This is a genomic window from Nocardiopsis halotolerans DSM 44410 (genome assembly GCF_000341065.1).
Classification (GTDB): Bacteria; Actinomycetota; Actinomycetes; order Streptosporangiales; family Streptosporangiaceae; genus Nocardiopsis; species Nocardiopsis halotolerans.
Genome location: NZ_ANAX01000127.1, coordinates 1 through 17,559, shown reverse-complemented (window position 1 = coordinate 17,559; position 17,559 = coordinate 1). Strand labels below are relative to the sequence as shown.

Annotated in this window: 14 protein-coding genes; 8 read left to right on the top strand and 6 right to left on the bottom strand. The window is 70.5% G+C overall.

The window, feature by feature from the left end; all coding sequences use genetic code 11:
• Window positions 1-934, bottom strand: a 934-nt coding sequence (locus D455_RS0109490; protein ID WP_051064608.1) for an o-succinylbenzoate synthase, incomplete at its 3' end; no start/stop codon positions are given.
• Entirely contained in the window at window positions 931-1,770 is an 840-nt protein-coding gene (menB, locus tag D455_RS0109485) for a 1,4-dihydroxy-2-naphthoyl-CoA synthase (protein WP_017570490.1), read from the bottom strand. The genes D455_RS0109490 and menB, both read right to left, overlap by 4 nt.
• Before the next feature lie 166 nt (window positions 1,771-1,936).
• Between menB and D455_RS0109480 the strand changes: the two genes are divergently transcribed.
• The 3 genes from D455_RS0109480 (at window position 1,937) to D455_RS0109470 (ending at window position 6,723) form a co-directional block, all read left to right on the top strand.
• A complete protein-coding gene (locus tag D455_RS0109480) occupies window positions 1,937-3,178 on the top strand; it encodes an AMP-binding protein (protein WP_017570489.1) in 1,242 nt (413 codons plus the stop codon).
• Between the two features lie 640 nt (window positions 3,179-3,818).
• The gene (locus tag D455_RS0109475; RefSeq protein ID WP_017570488.1) at window positions 3,819-5,225 is read left to right on the top strand and encodes an RNA polymerase sigma factor; all 1,407 of its coding nucleotides are present in this window, start codon (window positions 3,819-3,821) and stop codon (window positions 5,223-5,225) included.
• A gap of 250 nt (window positions 5,226-5,475) precedes the next feature.
• Complete coding sequence (locus D455_RS0109470; protein ID WP_017570487.1) at window positions 5,476-6,723, top strand: Nramp family divalent metal transporter; 1,248 nt, start codon at window positions 5,476-5,478, stop codon at window positions 6,721-6,723.
• A gap of 21 nt (window positions 6,724-6,744) precedes the next feature.
• On the opposite strand, the gene D455_RS0109465 is transcribed toward D455_RS0109470, so the two are convergent.
• Both D455_RS0109465 and D455_RS0109460 read right to left on the bottom strand, forming a co-directional pair.
• Window positions 6,745-7,107 carry a GntR family transcriptional regulator gene (locus D455_RS0109465; protein ID WP_017570486.1) on the bottom strand — a complete coding sequence of 121 codons (363 nt, stop codon included), beginning with the start codon at window positions 7,105-7,107 and terminating at the stop codon, window positions 6,745-6,747.
• A gap of 108 nt (window positions 7,108-7,215) precedes the next feature.
• Window positions 7,216-7,602, bottom strand: a complete 387-nt coding sequence (locus tag D455_RS0109460; protein ID WP_017570485.1) for a hypothetical protein — start codon at window positions 7,600-7,602, stop codon at window positions 7,216-7,218.
• A gap of 144 nt (window positions 7,603-7,746) precedes the next feature.
• Between D455_RS0109460 and D455_RS0109455 the strand changes: the two genes are divergently transcribed.
• The 3 genes from D455_RS0109455 to D455_RS0109445 all read left to right on the top strand — a co-directional run bounded on the left by D455_RS0109455 (window position 7,747) and on the right by D455_RS0109445 (window position 10,384).
• Complete coding sequence (locus tag D455_RS0109455; RefSeq protein WP_017570484.1) at window positions 7,747-8,373, top strand: TetR/AcrR family transcriptional regulator; 627 nt, start codon at window positions 7,747-7,749, stop codon at window positions 8,371-8,373.
• 149 nt (window positions 8,374-8,522) lie between these two features.
• Window positions 8,523-9,335, top strand: a complete 813-nt coding sequence (locus D455_RS0109450) for a sporulation protein (protein WP_017570483.1) — start codon at window positions 8,523-8,525, stop codon at window positions 9,333-9,335.
• Between the two features lie 263 nt (window positions 9,336-9,598).
• Window positions 9,599-10,384: a sporulation protein gene (locus tag D455_RS0109445; RefSeq protein WP_017570482.1), complete on the top strand. Its 786-nt coding sequence runs from the start codon at window positions 9,599-9,601 to the stop codon at window positions 10,382-10,384.
• Between the two features lie 125 nt (window positions 10,385-10,509).
• On the opposite strand, the gene D455_RS0109440 is transcribed toward D455_RS0109445, so the two are convergent.
• A complete protein-coding gene (locus tag D455_RS0109440) occupies window positions 10,510-12,207 on the bottom strand; it encodes an ABC-F family ATP-binding cassette domain-containing protein (RefSeq protein WP_026122470.1) in 1,698 nt (565 codons plus the stop codon).
• Between the two features lie 1,159 nt (window positions 12,208-13,366).
• Between D455_RS0109440 and D455_RS0109430 the strand changes: the two genes are divergently transcribed.
• Window positions 13,367-13,846 (top strand): hypothetical protein, encoded by a 480-nt coding sequence (locus D455_RS0109430; protein WP_017570480.1) that lies wholly within the window; start codon window positions 13,367-13,369, stop codon window positions 13,844-13,846.
• 202 nt (window positions 13,847-14,048) lie between these two features.
• Window positions 14,049-15,953: a YncE family protein gene (locus tag D455_RS0109425; RefSeq protein ID WP_017570479.1), complete on the top strand. Its 1,905-nt coding sequence runs from the start codon at window positions 14,049-14,051 to the stop codon at window positions 15,951-15,953.
• Between the two features lie 408 nt (window positions 15,954-16,361).
• Here D455_RS0109425 and pgi read toward each other — a convergent pair.
• A partial coding sequence (gene pgi / locus D455_RS0109420) for a glucose-6-phosphate isomerase (protein WP_017570478.1) occupies window positions 16,362-17,559 on the bottom strand: 1,198 nt, incomplete at its 5' end.

Here is a 17,559-nt window from a genome sequence, read left to right as displayed (position 1 = left end):
CGCCCCGCCACGCGAGGGGATCGACCTCCACCGCGCGCAGGCTCTCCTCATCCACCACCACCGGCCGCACGGGCAGGAACCCGCCCTCGGGCAGCAGCGGATCGGCGGTGACGTCAGCGGTCAACATCTGCATGGTGGCCAGACCACACGCGTAGGGCAGCTCCGGCAACGCCGCCGCCAGGGCCACCCCCGCCGCCAGACCCACCGAGGTCTCCACCGCACTGGAGACCACCACCGGCAGACCACACGCCCGGGCCACCTCCAACGCGGCACGCACACCGCCCAACGGCTGGACCTTGAGCACCACGATGTCCGCGGCCCCGGCGGCACGCACCCGCAGCGGATCCTCGGCCCTGCGCACCGACTCGTCCGCGGCCACAGCGACGTCGACGCGACGGCGCACCGCGGCCAACTCCTCCAGCGTGGCACACGGCTGCTCGACGTACTCCAGACCGAACCGGTCCAGCTCACGCACCATCCGCACCGCGGTCTCCACGTCCCAGGCACCGTTGGCGTCCACCCGCACCCGACCCGAAGGCCCCAGGGCGTCACGGACCGCCTCGACCCGGGCCAGGTCCTCACCCGGATCCTGCCCCCGCTCGGCCACCTTGACCTTGGCCGTGGCGCACCCGCCCGCGGACACGATCGCGTGGGCCCGACCGGGATCCACCGCGGGCACGGTCACGTTGACCGGCACCCGGTCACGGACCGGCTCGGGCCAGCCCCGGTGGGCGGCCTCGACACAGGCCGCCCACCAGCGCGCGCACTCACGCGGACCGTACTCGGCGAAAGGGGAGAACTCCCCCCACCCGGCGGGCCCGCGCACCAGCATGCCCTCGCGCACGGTCACACCGCGGAACCGGTTACGCAGACCGATCGCGAAGGCACGCCCCCCGGCGGGCGACCCCGTCGGCCCCCCGTCCACACTCGTCACGGGCGGCGCGGGAACTTGTCGAACTCCGGACGACGCTTCTCCTTGAACGCGTCGCGACCCTCCTGGGCCTCCTCGCTCATGTAGTAGAGCATCGTGGCGTCACCGGCGAACTGCTGCATCCCCGCGGCACCGTCGCTGACGCTGTTGATGGCGCCCTTGAGCATGCGCAGCGCCAACGGAGACTTCTCCAGCATCTCGCGCGCCCAGGTAACGGTCTCCTTCTCCAGGTCCGCCAGCGGCACGACCGTGTTGACCAGACCCATGTCCTGCGCCTCCTGGGCGCTGTACTGACGGCACAGGTACCAGATCTCACGGGCCTTCTTCAGCCCCACGGTCTGCGCCAGCAGCCAGGAACCGTAACCGCCGTCGAAGGAACCGACCTTGGGCCCGGTCTGACCGAACCTGGCGTTGTCGGCGGCGATCGTCAGGTCACAGCACACGTGCAGCACGTGGCCACCGCCCACGCACCAGCCCGCGACCATCGCGATGACGGGCTTGGGCGTACGCCGGATCTGCACCTGGAGGTCGAGCACGTTGAGGCGGCCGATGCCCTGCCTGGCCACGGCGTCATCACCCAGATAACCGTCCTCACCACGGATCTTCTGGTCACCGCCGGAGCAGAACGCCTGGTCACCCGCACCGGTGAGGATGATCACGCCCACCTCGGAGTCGTCGCGGGCGATGTTGAAGGCCTCCTGGAGCTCGAACAGAGTCTGGGGCCGGAAGGCGTTGTGTCGCTCCGGGCGGTTGATCGTGATCTTGGCGATGCCCTCCGCGGTCTCGTAGATGATGTCGGAATACTCGCCCGACCGCTGCCAGTCGATCACGCTGCTCACGGCTACTACTTCTTCCTCACGGGGACAACTGGGACGGCGCGGACATGCGACCATGCCCAAGCGCCAACCCTACGCATTGTGCCAGGCAAGCCGGGACACACCAGCACAGCCGTACCCGTTCGCGCCCCGTCCCCCACACCTTCCGCACAGGCGTACGCTGTCGGTCGTGGCACGCGAAGAACAGGTCAGCACCCGTCCCGGTCCCCGCCGCCCCCTCCAGGCGGTGCGCGGCCTGCCCCCCGAACACCTGGCAGACCTGCTGGCCCGGGCCCTGGACGGACGCGGACCCGCCCTGCTGCCGATCCCCGACGGCACCCCCGAGCCGCGCGTGGCCGACCTGCTGACCGCGATGCGCCCGGCCTCACTGCGCACCCCCGACGGCACCACCGCGTTGGAGGGCTCCGCCCCCGCCCGCGAGGACACCGCCCTGGTCATCACCACCTCCGGATCCACCGGCACCCCCAAGGGCGTGGAACTGTCCTCCACCGCGCTGCGCTCCTCCGCACGCGCCTCGGTGCGGCGCATCGGCGCCACCGGAACCGACACCTGGCTGTGCGTCCTGCCCGCCGGACACATCTCCGGCATCCAGGTCATGACGCGCGCCCTGGCCATGGGCACCCGCGCACACCACGCGGCCTTCTCCACGGACACGGTCGCGCACATGGCCGAGGAACTGCACCCGCACGTGTCCCTGGTCCCCACCCAGCTGCGCAGACTGCTGGCCGCCGGAACCGACCTGTCCGCGCTGGGCACCATCCTGCTCGGCGGAGCCGCGGCCGACCCCGCCCTGCTCCAGGACGCCCGCGCGGCCGGAGGCCGGGTGGTGACCACCTACGGCATGAGCGAGACCTGCGGCGGCTGCGTCTACGACGGCGTCCCCCTGGACGGGGTCCGCGTCCGCGTGGACTCCCCCGACCCCGGCGAACCCGGACGGATCCTGCTGTCGGGACCGGTCCTGCTGAGCGGCTACCGACTCGCCCCCGGCACCCGGACCGACCCGAACGCCCTGGTCACCGATGACGACGGAACCCGGTGGCTGCGCACCAACGACCTGGGCCGCCTGTCCGGGGACGGCACGCTGAGCGTGCTCGGCCGCGTGGACGAGGTGGTCAACACCGGCGGCCACAAGGTGGTACCGGGCCAGGTCAACGACCTGCTGCTGCGGCACCCCGCCGTGGCCGAATCGGTGGTGGTGGGACGCCCCGACCCCGAGTGGGGCGAACGGGTCAGCGCCGTCGTGGTACCCGCCGACCCCGACGCGCCGCCGTCACTGGAACAGCTGCGCTCGTGGGTACGCGAACGCCTGCCCGCCTACGCGGCACCGCGCGAGGTGGAGGTACGCGCCTCCCTGCCGATGCTGGCCTCGGGCAAACCCGACCTGGTGGCGTTGCGCGGCCCGCGTCACTGAACACCCGGCGCCGCGTGGGCCCGATCACGGGGACCCGCCAGCGCTCCGCGTCCGCGGCCACCGACCCGGTGGTGCGCGTTCCACGGCCGAACACACGGGATCGCCCTCCGTCCACCACCCCCACCAGCGGTCCGCGTGTACCGGTGCGCTCCCCACCCGTGGGACCCTGGGGCGCGTCGGGTTGTCGAACCCCACCTTCGTCGACACCCGCGGACAACCGTCACGGCGCGGGGCCCGGCCGAGCCCCGCGTGTCCGCACGACGCGGCCGATCAGGCCATGTCCGACAAAAGGCGGGGAACTTCGCCAAGCCTCCCAGCGTCTACCTGAGTATCCGGTCCCTCGGCCCCTCTCCCAAGGAGGTCCGCAGTTGGCGACAGCCATCGGTCCACTCGTTCGTACCCCTGCGCCCTCCCCCCACCCGGGTCCACCTCCCTGCCCACACCGGTTCCGGGCACGCTCCCTTACCCGCTCCCGACCGCGTTTGGCCACTTCCGGCACAGTGATCCATGCCACTTTCGCCGATATCCAATCGAGACAGGGAACATTTGACTCTCCGACACGTTGGACATATTGGCGCGTCCAGTCGGCGGGAACCGTCCGCCGCGTGCCACACGCCCGGGAAGGGAGGGAGGTGCCCAGATGACGAGCACTGCCCCAGCCGCTTCGGCACCCGCCGAAGTCCCCGCTGACAACGCTCGCGACGACGGCGCGACCACGGACACGGTCCTGACCGACCTGCTCGCCCGGGGCCGCGCACAGGGACACCTGTCCCTCTCCGAACTGCGTACCGCTTTCTCCGCGGCCGGAGTCTCCTCTGGAGACGGCCGTTCCATCCTGCGTGAACTCACCGAGAACGGGGTCCGACTCGCCAACGGGGGCGACGACTCCGCACTGGTGGCCGATCCCGACGCCGAGGACGACGTGCTGGAAGACACTCTCATCGCCACGGTGCCCGACACCGACGAGGCCCCCAAGGCCGCACCCGGCAAGGTCACGACCCGCAAGGGTCCCTCCACCCGGAGGAAGACCCGCTCCACGCGGCGCACCAAGAAGACCGAGACCGCCCCGACCGCCACCGAACCGGACCCCGGCGAGGCCGACCTCGACGACCAGTCCCCCGCCATGGGCGACTCGGTCCACACCTACCTCAAGGCCATCGGCCGACGCCAACTGCTCACCGCCGAGCAGGAGGTCGACCTGGCCAAGCGGGTCGAGGCCGGACTCTACGCCGAATACCGGCTCGGCCAGCACGGCGACGTCGACGAGTCCGCCCCGCTGGCTCCGGCCGAGATCGACGAACTGGAGTGGGTCGCCGAGGACGGCCGCAAGGCCAAGTCCCACATGCTGGAGGCCAACCTGCGCCTGGTGGTGTCGGTGGCCAAGAAGTACAGCGACCGGGGGATGTCGCTGCTCGACGTGGTCCAGGAGGGCAACCTCGGCCTCATCCGCGCCGTGGAGAAGTTCGACTACACCAAGGGCTTCAAGTTCTCCACCTACGCCATGTGGTGGATCCGCCAGGCCATACAGCGCGGCTTCGCCGACTCAGCGCGCACCATCCGCCTGCCCGTGCACGTCCTGGAGCTGCTGAGCAAGGTCAGCCGCCTGGAGCGCGACATGCACCAGGCGCTGGGCCGCGAACCCACCCCGGAGGAACTCGCCCTGGAGCTGGACAAGACCCCGGCACAGATCGAGGAACTCCTACGCGTCACCCGCCAGCCCATCAGCCTGGACTCCACCATCGGCGAGGACGGCGAGACCCGCATCGGCGACCTGATCGAGGACGTGGACGCCTCGGAGGCCTCCGAGGTGGTCGACCGCCAGCTCATGGCCGACCAGCTGCGCAACGCACTCTCGGACCTGGAACCGCGCGAGGCCACCATCATGTCCCTGCGCTTCGGCCTCATGGACGGCCGCCCACGCACCCTGGACGAGATCGGCAAGCACCTGGGCCTGACCCGCGAGCGCATCCGCCAGCTGGAGAAGCAGTCCCTGTCCAAGCTGCGCCACCCCAGCCGCGCCCAGCAGCTGCTGGACTTCGCCAGCTAGGAACACAAGGACAAGGACACCGGGGCCGCTCCCACACAGGGGGCGGCCCTCGCCATACCCCCGTCTCCGGAACGGACCCGACGCACCCCCGGCGGTACGCCCGCACGACCCCGGCGACGTGACCCCCAACATATCGATTCCGCCACGGATCCCCCACGCCATACAACTCCCCATATGCACCGTGTGTCCGAAGCCCTACAGTCGTCCCGACCACGGACCACACCGGTCAACCGGGCACGGGGAGGACACGATGGCGGCCACCGAACAGCGCAGGGCCACGTGGAAACAGATCGGCCCCGGCATCGTCGTCGCCGCCACCGGCGTCGGCGCGGGCGACCTGGTCGCCACCCTCATCGCCGGCAACCGCTTCGGCTACGCCCTCCTGTGGGCCACCATCGTCGGCTGCCTCGTCAAGATCTCCCTCGCCGAAGCCACCGGACGCTGGCACCTGGCCACCGGACGCACCATCTTCGACGGCTGGAGCAGCCTCGGCAAGTGGACCACCGTCTACTTCGCCCCCTACATCATCCTCTGGGGCTTCGTCTACGGCGCCAGCGCCATGTCCGCCACCGCCCTCCCCCTGGCCGCGCTCATGCCCGCCGTACCCCTGGAGATCTGGGCGATCCTCGCCGGACTCTCCGGCCTGCTCCTCGTCTGGTTCAACCGCTACGCCGTCTTCGAGAAGATCATGACCGTCCTCGTCGGCGTCATGTTCGTCACCGTCGTCGGCCTGGCCATCTACGTCGTCCCCGACATCGGCCAGACCCTCCGGGGACTCATCCCCATGCTCCCGGACGACTCGGTCTTCTACACCATGGGACTCGTCGGCGGCGTCGGCGGCACCATCACCATGGCCGCCTACGGATACTGGGTCAACTCCAAGGGCTGGCGCGACTCCAGCTGGATGAGGATGATGCGGATGGACAACCGCGTCGCCTACATCACCACCGGCGTCTTCGTCGTCGCCATGCTCATCGTCGGCGCCGAACTCCTCCACGCCAGCGGCATCGCCCTGGAACAGAGCGACCAGGGCCTGCTCCAACTCGGCGACGTCCTCAGCGACCGCTTCGGCGGCTTCGTCTCCACGGTCTTCCTCGTCGGCTTCTTCTGCGCCGCCTACTCCTCCATCATCGGCGTCTGGCACGGCGTGAGCCTGCTGTTCGCCGACTTCGTCAACCACCTGCGGGGCAGGACCAACACCGACCCCCGACAGAACGAGAAGGGCTGGGCCTTCCGCGGCTACGTCCTCTGGCTGACCTTCCCGCCCATGCTGCTCCTGCTGCTCGGCAAACCGTTCCAGATCGTCATCGCCTACGGAGTCCTGGGCGCCTTCTTCCTGCCCTTCCTCGCCTTCACCCTGATGTGGCTGCTCAACTCCACGCGCACCCCACCCGAATGGCGCAACGGCTGGATCAGCAACACCGGCCTCACCGTGGCCGGATCCCTCTTCCTCATCCTGAGCGCCCACAAGATCCACGGCATCATCACCGGATCCTGACCAGGTCCCCGCGCGCGGCGCTCAGCCCCGCAGCGCCGCGCGCAGGATCTCCACCGCCTCGTCATGGTCCAGACCCACCCGCGAGATCACCTCGGCGTAGGCACGCGCCGCCGCCAACGCCTCGGCACGCTGGTCATCGCCCCCCGCCGCCACGAACGTCCCCGACCGGCCCCGCGTCTCCACCACACCGGCCTGTTCCAACTCGCGGTAGGCCCGCGCCACCGTGTTCACCGCCACCGACAACTGCTCCGCCAGCGCACGCACCGTGGGCAGCCGGTAACCGACCGGCAACTCACCATTGGCCGCCGCGATCGCCACGATCGACCTGATCTGCTCGTAGGGCGGTACCTTCGACGTCGGATCGATGCGGATGAAATCCGCCATCTGCCACTGCGCTCCCCACCGTTGCCGCGATGCCCGGCCCCGGGCCGGACCGGACACCAAACTACCGTGCGCGCAACGGCCCACGACTACGCACCGTGGCCGCCTACCTCACACCGCCTGACGCGGCACCCGCTGGATCCCGTGCAGACGGTGCGCCTCCCGGGCCGTGAGCAGGCGCTCCGCCACCCGCGTGGCCTCACGCACCTGCGGACGCGCCAACCGCTTACGCCGATAGATCCGGTCCCCGTACCCCTTCGACCCCACCAGCACACGCTCCCGCGCGTACGCCGCGCGCATCGCCTCGGTCAGCGCCGTGTCCAGTGCCACGCCCCGCTGGTGCAGCTCCTCCACCGGAGCACCCCAGGAGCGCGCCTCCTCCAACTCCTCCTCCGCACGGGCCACCGACCTCAGCAGCTCCGGCAGCGACTCCGCCCGCTCCCGATCAGCGGCCAGAGCCTCACGCGCCCCCGACGTGCCCTGTTTCGCAAGTCCCATGTGTGTGCTCCATACCACGCGTACCGTCAGACGGAGCCACTCTAGAGGTGACCAATATCATCTGGCGACCCGGGCCGCGCGTCGATGTGGCCACCCGCCGCCGAATCTGCCACCTTTACGGCGCACACCCCCGAAAGGACCACAGTGAGCAGGAACTACGCCGGACTCAGTCGCGAGCGCATCATCCTCGAAGCGCTCCACATCATCGCGGGCCGTGGGCTCGGCGGCCTGTCCATGCGCCGTCTGGGCGACGCCCTGGAGGTGGAGGCCATGGCCATCTACCACCACTTCCCCCTGGGCAAGGAACAGCTCTTCAACGCCATCGCCGCCTACGTCACCTCCACCGCCGCCACCAGCACCGCACCCGCCGACGAGGAGGTCGCGGACGAGAACGCCCCCGAGGAGGACGAACAGGACCCCCAGGCCCGGGAGGAAGAGGACACCCGCCCCTGGGACGTACGCCTCACCGACTGGGCCGACGCCTACCGCGCCCGCCTGCTGGAGTACTCCGGCGCGCTGTCCCTGCTGGTCCACCGCGCCCCGCGCACCCCCAGCAGCGACGCCACCCGCGCCCTGATCCACCGCGCCCTCACCGAGGCGGGCCTGACCGGCGAGGACGTGGAACGCGGCGCCGACGCCCTGCACTCCTACTGCGTAGGCGCGGTCGTACACCAGGTCCGCCACCAGGACGAGGAGGACGCGCCCGACGCCGCCGAGGCCGAGGCGCGCTTCCACCACGGGTGGCGCGCCCTGCTGCGCGGACTCGCCTGAGCTGAGGGAATCCGGGCCCGAGAACGGGAACCGAGCGCGCCCCCGCCGCGTCCCTCCCTGGAGACAGCGCCGGATCCCCCACAGCCACGACCGGTCCCACGTCCCGCTCCCCGGCGCTCGGGCAGAGGACCCAGGCAGGAAAGAGACCCGTGATCTTCAAACGCATGCTCGCCAGCGTCGGCATCGGCGGCGCCACCGTGGAGACCACCCTCGACGACGACACCGTCCAGCCCGGCGGTACCGTCACCGGCACCCTCAGGGTCACCGGAGGGAGCGTCGCCCAGACCCTGGAGGGCGTCAGTGTCGGCCTCCGCGCCACCGTGGAGAAGGAGTACGAGTACGAGGACGCCGAGGGCGAGACGCACTCGGGCGAGTACACCATCGACGTGGTCATCGCCGAGCAGGCGGTCACGGACGAGGAGACGGAGCTGGAACCCGGGCAGGAGTTCGAGCTCCCCTTCGAGATGACCATCCCCATGGAAGCGCCCATCACCTCCGTCGGTGGGACGCACGTCCTGGACGGCGTGGGACTCAACACCCGCCTGCACGTGGACAAGGCCCTGGACCACACGGACGTGGACCCGCTGCTCATCGAGCCGCTTCCGGCCCAGGCCGCGGTCCTGCGGGCACTGCACGCACTGGGCTTCGAGCTGAGGGGCGTCGACCTGGAGAAGGGCGAGATCGCCGACACCCGCCAGAAGCTGCCCTTCTACCAGGAGATCGAGTACTCCGCCGCCGAGGGGTACGAGGGCCTGGAGTCACTGGAACTGTCCTTCCTCACCGACGACGACGGTGTGGACGTCGTGCTGGAACTGGACAAGAGGCCCGGCGTTCTCTTCGGCGAGGGCGGGGACACCCTCCTGCGCCTGAGCATGGGGCATGAGGACACCGACCCCGAGGAGGTCGCGGCCAGGCTCCACGAGTGGATCCACGCCGTCGCGGGCGAGCGCAGCCTGTTCTAGGACGACCGCCCGGGCGCCACCGGACCCGGGTATCCGTCCCGGTGCGGTCGGGGCCGCGGCCCCGACCGCACCACAGCCGCCCGCGGGCCGGCCCCGCCTCCGCCACGGACGCGCGCCCTGCTGCGCGGACTCGCCTGAGCTGAGGGAACCCGGGCCCGAAAACGGGAACCGAGCGCGTCCCCGCCGCGTCCCTCCCTAGAGACAACCCCCGATCCCCGCCGCCCGGACGCGACACCGCCGGGTGCGGCACAGAAAGGTCATCCATGGTTCTCAAGCGCCTGCTCGCCGGTATGGGATTCGGCGGAGCCTCGGTGGAAACCGTCCTCCAGTCGTCCGTGACCGCCCCCGGAGGCGTCCTGCGGGGCACCGTCCTCATCGAGGGCGGCAACGTGGAGCAGCAGGTCGAGCAGCTCACCGTCGGCCTCCAGGCCCGCGTCGAGACCGAGTCCGGCGACCACGAGACCAGCAGCGACATGGAGTTCCAGCGCGTCCGCGTGGGCGGCGGGGTGACCCTGCTCCCCGAACAGCGCCACGAGCTGCCCTTCGAGATCGCCGTGCCCTGGGAGACCCCCGTCACCAGCCACAGGGGCCGCCACCTGCACCGCATGAACCTCGGCGTGAACACGCGCCTGCACGTGGCCTCCGCGGTCGACCCCGGCGACCTGGACCCGGTGAGCGTAGAACCGCTCCCCGCGCAGGCCGCCGTCATCGACTCGCTGTTCAACCTCGGCTTCACCTTCAAGCACGCCGACCTGGAGCGGGGCCGCATCGTCCGCACCCGCCAGCAGCTGCCCTTCTACCAGGAGATCGAGTTCTACGCGCCCCGCCGGTACCAGGGCCTGAACGAACTGGAGCTGTCCCTGGTCACCGACGAGCGCGGTATCGACGTGGTCCTGGAGCTGGACAAGAAGCCGGGCCTGCTCTTCTCCGAGGGCCGCGACACCTTCCACCGCTTCAGCGTCGACCACCACGAGGGCGCCGGACGCGACTGGACGGGTCACCTGCACCAGTGGATCGACTCCCTCGCGGGGCGCAGGGACTTCTTCTGACCCTCCGCCCGTCCCGGAGGGTGTGATCCCCGGGACGGGCTCCTCGTCTTTCTCCCCCTTCCAGGAAGCGTGGGAAAGGTTAGCTCCTTTACGCCGTAGATTCCTGAATGGTGGGTGTGGCGCGCCTACGACGGCGCGGGCCCGCTCCGCCCGACGTCCTCGCCGTCGGCCAGCCGCAGCTCCGACCAGGCCCAGTTACGGCGCAGCCACCGGTCGTGCGAGGCCACCACCACCGCGCCCGGTGCCGTTCCCAGCGCCTCCTCCAGTTCCTCGGCCAACGCCAGGGACAGGTGGTTGGTCGGCTCGTCCAGCAGCAGCACGTCCGGAGCGTGCCCCACCAGCATCGCCAGTGCCAGACGGCGCCGCTGCCCCACGCTCAGGTTCCCCACCGGCCGGTCCAGGTCGCGCGGGGCGACCAGACCCAACTCGGTCAGGCGCGGCACCCCCGGCCGGGCGCCGTTCAACGCCTCGTAGAGCGAACGCGGGGTGCGCTCCGGGTCGGTGAAGACCACGTCCTGCTCCAACAGGGCGACCGAGACCCCGCGCCGCCACAGCACCTGCCCCGACGCGGGCCGCAGGCGGTGCCCCAGGGCGTACAGCAGCGTGGACTTGCCCGCCCCGTTGGGACCGGTGACCAGCAGACGCCCGTCCGAGGGCACGTCCAGGTGCCCCAACCGCAACCGGCCCGGCACGACCAGCTCCCGCAGGGTGATCGCCTGACCGTCGGCCGCGCCCGGATCCCGGGTCAGCGACGCGGTGAACTCCAGCCGCCTGGGCGGTTTGCGCACCTGGTCGCGCTCCAGCTCCTCCAGTCTCGCCCTGGCGTTGCGCACCCGGCGCGAGACCTGCTTGTCCACACGACTGCCCAGGAAGTCGTAACCCATCTTGTCGTTGTCCCTGCGCGGAGCGTTGTGCGCGACCTGCCGCGCGGTGGTGCGCACCGACTCGCGCAGGCCCCTGATCGTGTCCTGCTCACGCTGGTGGCGCTGCTCCCAGCGCTCGCGCTCCAACCGCTTCTCCCGCAGGTAGAAGGAGTAGGCGCCGCCGTAGTACGTGGGGCCGTCCACGGCCGGGTCCAGGTCGAGCAGGCCGGTGCACACCGCGTCCAGGAACACCCGGTCGTGGCTGGCCAGCACCACCAGCCCGGACAGACCGCGCAGGTACCCCTCCAGGAACTCCAGCGCCTGGTCGTCCAGGTGGTTGGTGGGCTCGTCCAGCAGCAGGGCGCGCGGGCGGCGGATGAGCAGGGCGGCCAGCCCCAGACGGCCGCGCTGGCCGCCCGACATCCGTCCCACGGGCCGTTCCGGACCGATCCCGTCCAGGCCCAGACCCGTCACCACCAGTTCGGCCCGGCGCTCGGCGTCCCACACCTCCAGCAGTTCGGCCTCGGCCAGGGCCTCGGAGTACTCCCGGAGAGCTCCCGCGTCCTCGGACGCGCCGTCCAGCGCCGCCGCGCTCGCGGTCAGCCGCCGTTCCACCCGCCGGGCCGGTTCGAGCGCCTCGTCGACCACCGCGGCCAGGGGAGTCTCCGGCGCGTGTGGCAGCTCCTGGTACAGGAAACCGGTGTCGTCGGGGCGCCACACCCGCCCGGCGTCGGGTTCCTCCTCACCGGCGAGCATCCGCAGGAGGGTGGACTTGCCGGTGCCGTTCTCCCCGACCAGACCGAGCCGTTGTCCGGGGGCGACGTCCAAACCCACGCCGTCGAACACCACGTGTGTTCCGTAGGTCTTGGCGAGGTCGCGGGCGCGCAGCAGTGGCGGGCCGGTCGGGGTCGTGCTCGGCGTGGTTCCGGCGGCGACGCCGGTCGTGTTCTCCCATGGCATGAAGCGGACCACCCTTCGTCTTCTGGGTGGGCCTCGATGCGCGTGGACCGGTCACCGCCGTGCGCGGTGCGGTCCGGGGACGACGGAAGGTCGTCGACATCGAGACCGCACCGGGGATACGGGACGCGCCGAGCGGGGGTGTGGCTCCAGCCCCGTGGGCGAGCCCCGCGCGCTCGGCGTTTCGGTCTCGATGTCAGTGACGCATGTTGACCTCAGGCTAACCGGACCGCCCCGACACGCGCAAAGGGTTTACGCGTGCGTCGGGCGCCGGGCCTCTGGGGCTTCCCCGCAGGAGACCGCCCTGCGCGGTCAGCGGTACCGGAACCACCACGCCCGCGCACCGCCGTGGCCCCGGAAACGTTCCCTCTCCAGCGGTGGGTACCACCGCCCGCCCGCGGGCGGGCGGGCGGAACACGGTGCGCCCGTGGCGCCGTGGCCCGCGACCATGGGCCGCCCCGACCGTCCCGCGAAGGCACGGAGGCTCCCCCGGACGGTCGGGGCGGCGGGGTCAGGCCGCGACGCGGGCTCCGCCGGGGAGGAGCCCGACCAGGGTGGCGGCGGAGGTGTCCGGACCCGGCACGGCAGCGCCGTCGCCCTCGGTGTACTGACGGTCCGCACGCGGGAGGCGCCCTCCGCGAACGGCACTCCCCGCACCCGCCGGGCGTCCCCTGGGTGCGGGAACCGCGGTGGCTCCGCGCGGCCCGTCAGGGCCTGCCCAGCGTGGGGAGGAACAGATCGGTGACGGCGGTGGTGTGGAACGCGACGGGCTTTTTGTGCACTCCGGAAACGGGAAAATCCCTTTCCCGGAACACGCCTCGGAAGGCCGCGTTGAGGGGACCGGCCACGACTGACGGCTTCGGGCACTCCGAGCATCCGAACATCACCTGAAACAGTGGTAACTTTAACCTCTCCCACTCCCTGAACAACGCGTCGACACACACTTTCCGGCCGATACCGCGCCCAGCAGACAACGGGGATATTATTCCCCTTTCCTCAGGAACCTCGGCTTTCTGACTTCTCCCCCTTCTGCACTTTCTTCTTTTTGTGGGAAATAACGGCGACCCGAAATCCGTGACGCCATGCCCCTCGCCCTGGCCATTGTCGGGGTGAAGGGATCAGCATGGTCGTGACTGGTCCGCGGCACAGGAAAAGGAGAGCCATGTCTTTCAAGAACATCTTCGGGATCGGCGGAAACGAAGCCCGGGACGCCGAGGAGGCCTCCCGGAACGTGTACGGGAAAATCCCCGGGGTGCGACCCGAGAGGGAGGGGGTCGACCCGGAGCTCTACGACGGCATTCCTCCGGCTGAGCCCGACCCGAAGATCATACGGGAGACGTCGCCCGAGGCGCTCGCCATCATGAACACCTTCGTCACCCCCCTGTTCGGAAACACCCGGACCGTGGCCGCCGAGCAGCGAAAAACCAGCGAGGACCCCGGATCGACCTCCGGAATGGCCTCCTCTGCCAAGGACAGGGCTTTCACGACGGTGAGGGTGGGGATCCGGGACGAGGACCGCCCGGAGATCCGCGAGGAGGACCGGCCGGGAAGCAGCGACGAGGAGCGGGAGGCGATGATGAGGGAGAACCAGGATGCGTACAGGAAGTTCAAAACGACCAGTGGCTGGTCGACCGAGCCGTGAGGGCCGGTGGAAAATCCGGCCCCGCCCCCGGGGGCTGTTCGCACCCGCCACTTTCGTGGCCCGGGACCTGGGCGGTGGCGACGATACGAACCGGAGTTCCGACGCCCCCCGTCGGACGCGTCAGGCCGGGAACAGCACACGAAGAAGCCACGGAAACCACTGACACATCGTTGGGTTCCGCCACACAAGGAGGTTGAAGGGCATGGGTGGCCCCACCAAGAACAACGTGAGTACGGCCTATCTCGGCGAACGATTCGTGCGTCACCCGCTGACGGGGCGGAACCTGAAGGAGCTCGACATCGCCGGAAAGGCCTCCGCGATCCTGGAGCGGGACAGGGAGAAACTGAAGCGGAAGGCCGAGAGGAAGGCACCGGACGGAACGGACCGGTACGTCCACCCCACCGGGTTCTCCCTGAACAAGGAACGGTTCGGCGACTTCCCCGGGAACGAGGAGACGGCGCACCAGCGCGGGTGGCGCGCCTACATGACGGTGGGTGTACCGCTGATCGAGGAGCGGGCCGACATCGTGCAGCCGCCCCCTGACGTCATCTCCAAGCAGACGTACGTCAACCGGACCGACCCCGTCCCCACGGACTGGTCGCACACCGTCGAGTTCTCGATCTCGAACACCATCAGCTGGTCGCTCCAGGGGCAGGTGCAGCTCACCTTCGGGGCCAAGACCACCGCGTCACTGCAACAGCAACTGCAGAAGAGCATGGCGGTGAACCAGTCCCAGAAGACGACCCTGAAGAACAGCAAGGACAACCAGGGCGTCGACATGGAGTCCCAGTCGCAGGCGACGAGCACGACGACGGCCACGGGTACCGCCACGGGCACCGGGGAGCTGTCGGCGCAGCTGATGCTGGGGATCACCGGTTCCGTGAGCGGTTCGTTGACCACCGCGTTCAAGACCTCGTCCACGCTGAGCGGGCAGGTCGGCAGCCGGGTGGACGTCCTGGCCACGCAGCGGCGCCAGGTGCGGAGGTTCGACTACGAGTTCCCCGTCTCCTTCGGCGGGTGGGTCGCCCTGCACTACCCGGAGCCGGTGGAGGTCAAGGAGACCCGGCCGGAGGGCCCGCAGGCCAAGGAGCCGAAGTACTCCGAGGTGATCGCGTGGAAACTCGGTGAGACCGGTCAGGCGGCGCAGACCTTCGACCTGACCGACGAGGGCAGGCCGTTCCTCCAGAAGGGGGAGGCCGAGGTCGTCTCCACCCTCGCCGGGGTACACGAGGTCTTCGAGCTCGAGAACCTTGACTTCGACAAGAAACGTCACCCCCTCCACAAGAGCGGCAGCGAGGACCAGCAGTCCCCCGAGAATCCCCCCGTCACTCTCGTCACCGGGCTGGGCAGGGCCGAAGGCCTCGCGCTGGACCCGGCGAACCAGAAGGCGTACGTCACCGACCGGTCCGGTCGCAAGCTGCACGGGGTGGATCTCGCCGGTCACGGCACGGACTGGTCCCTGGACGGGCTGGGAGAGGTCAACGACGTGGCGCTGGCCCCGTCGGGCGACAGGGCCTACCTCGCCGACTACAGCGGCAAGCGCCTGGTCGCGGTGGACCTGTCCAACCGCTCCGCCTCCACGGTCGCGGGCACAGAGCGGATCGGCGCGTACGGCGTCGCGCTGGATCCGACGGGCGGCAGGGCCTACGTCGGCGACTTCGACCACGGGGAGCTGGTCGAGTTCGACCTGAACGGCACCCAGGCGGAGAGGCGGCGCAGCTGGAAGGTGCCGCAGGCCGCCGGGGTGGCGCTGCACGGAAGCAAGGCGTACGTCGGCCAGTACGCCCTCGGCGGACTGTACGAGGTCGACCTGGAGGCGGACGGCGGCGCCCCGCAGGCCGTGGCCACCAACCTCGGGCACAGCGTCCGCGTGGCGCTGGACGGCGCGGGCAACGCCTACGTCTGCGACCCGAGCAGCGGCAGGCTGCGTGAGGTCGTCGTGGCCCACGGCGAGGAGCGGGGCCTCCGGCGTGTGGTGGCCGAGGGTCTCGGCGCGGTCTGCGGCGTCGGACTGGACCACGGCAACGGATGGATCTACGTCAGCAACCGGGAGGGGAAGCTGTCGCGGGTCTCCGGCGTGCTGTCCGACACCCCGGCGCGGTCGTAGCGCGGGGAGCTCGTCAGCGGATGGACGGGCACGGGCACCCTGCCCGCGTGGAGCGCCGAGGCCCACGTGGTCGAAGGGCCGTCCGCGCCCTCCTGTGCGACACCGTCGCGGGGCGACCCGATCGGCGTCCCCGCCGGTCGTGGTCGCCATGGCCGGGACCCGCCACGGGCTGAACATCGGCCACGGATTCGCGGCACCGCCCCGCCGGTGGTGTGCGCTGACGGGCGTGGCGGCGGGATCGGACCGCGACGCGAGCATCGTCGGGAAGGAGCCTGACCGGGGTGGTCGCGACCCGGTCGGGCTCATCCAGCGTGCCCGGGCCCGTGTGGACCCGCCGTCGGACGGCGGGGCTTCTTCGTGGGGGCGGTGCGGCCGACGCGAGCCGCCGGCCACACCGCCTTCATCCGCTCAGCCCCTGCCGCGCATGGAGCGGTACCGCTCCACCAGGGAGGCGGTGGAGGCGTCCAGGCCCGGCACGTCGGCGCCCTCGGTGAGGGCGGGCTCGACCCGCTTGGCCAGGACCTTGCCCAGCTGCACGCCCCACTGGTCGAAGGAGTTGATGTTCCACACCGCGCCCTGAACGAACACCTTGTGCTCGTAGAGGGCGACCAGCTGTCCGAGCACCGACGGGCTGAGCCGGTCGGCGAGGATCGTCGTCGTGGGCCGGTTGCCCTCGAAGGTCCGGTGCGGAACCAGGTCGGCGGACACGCCCTCGGCGGCGACCTCCTCGGCGCTCTTGCCGAAGGCCAACGCCTGCCCCTGCGCGAACAGGTTGGCCATGAGCAGGTCGTGCTGGGGCACCAGCCCCTCCGGCAGGTCGGGGGCGGGGTTGGCGAAGCCGATGAGGTCGGCGGGCACGAACCGGGTGCCCTGGTGCAGCAGCTGGAAGTAGGCGTGCTGGCCGTTGGTGCCCGGGGTGCCCCACACCACCGGCCCGGTCTTCCAGCTGACGGGGCGCCCGTCGCGCTGCACCGACTTGCCGTTGGACTCCATGTCCAGCTGCTGGAGGTAGTCGGGGAACCTCGCCATGTGCTGGCTGTAGGGCAGCACCGCGTGGCTCTCGGCACCCATGAAGTTGCCGTACCAGACCCCCAGCAGGCCCAGCAGGAACGGCAGGTTGCGTTCGACGGGGGCCGTCGCGAAGTGGGTGTCCATGAGGTGGAACCCGGCGAGCATCTCCCGGAAGTTCTCGGGGCCCACCGCCACCATCAGGGACAGGCCGATGGCGGAGTCGTAGGAGTAGCGGCCGCCCACCCAGTCCCAGAACTCGAACATGTTCCGGGTGTCGATGCCGAACCGGGAGACCTCCTCTCCGTTGGTGGACACCGCGACGAAGTGCCTGGCGATGGCGCCGCCGTCATCGTCGCCCTTGACGCCCAGTCCGTCCAGCAGCCAGGAGCGGGCCTCGGTGGCGTTGGTGATGGTCTCGATGGTGGTGAAGGTCTTGGAGGCGACCACGAACAGCGTCGTGGCCGGGTCGGCGTCCACCAGCGCCTCGTGCAGGTCCGTGCCGTCCACGTTGGAGACGAACCGGAACTCCAGTCCGCGGTCGGTGTAGGGGCGCAGCGCCTCGTAGGCCATGGCGGGCCCCAGGTCGGAGCCGCCG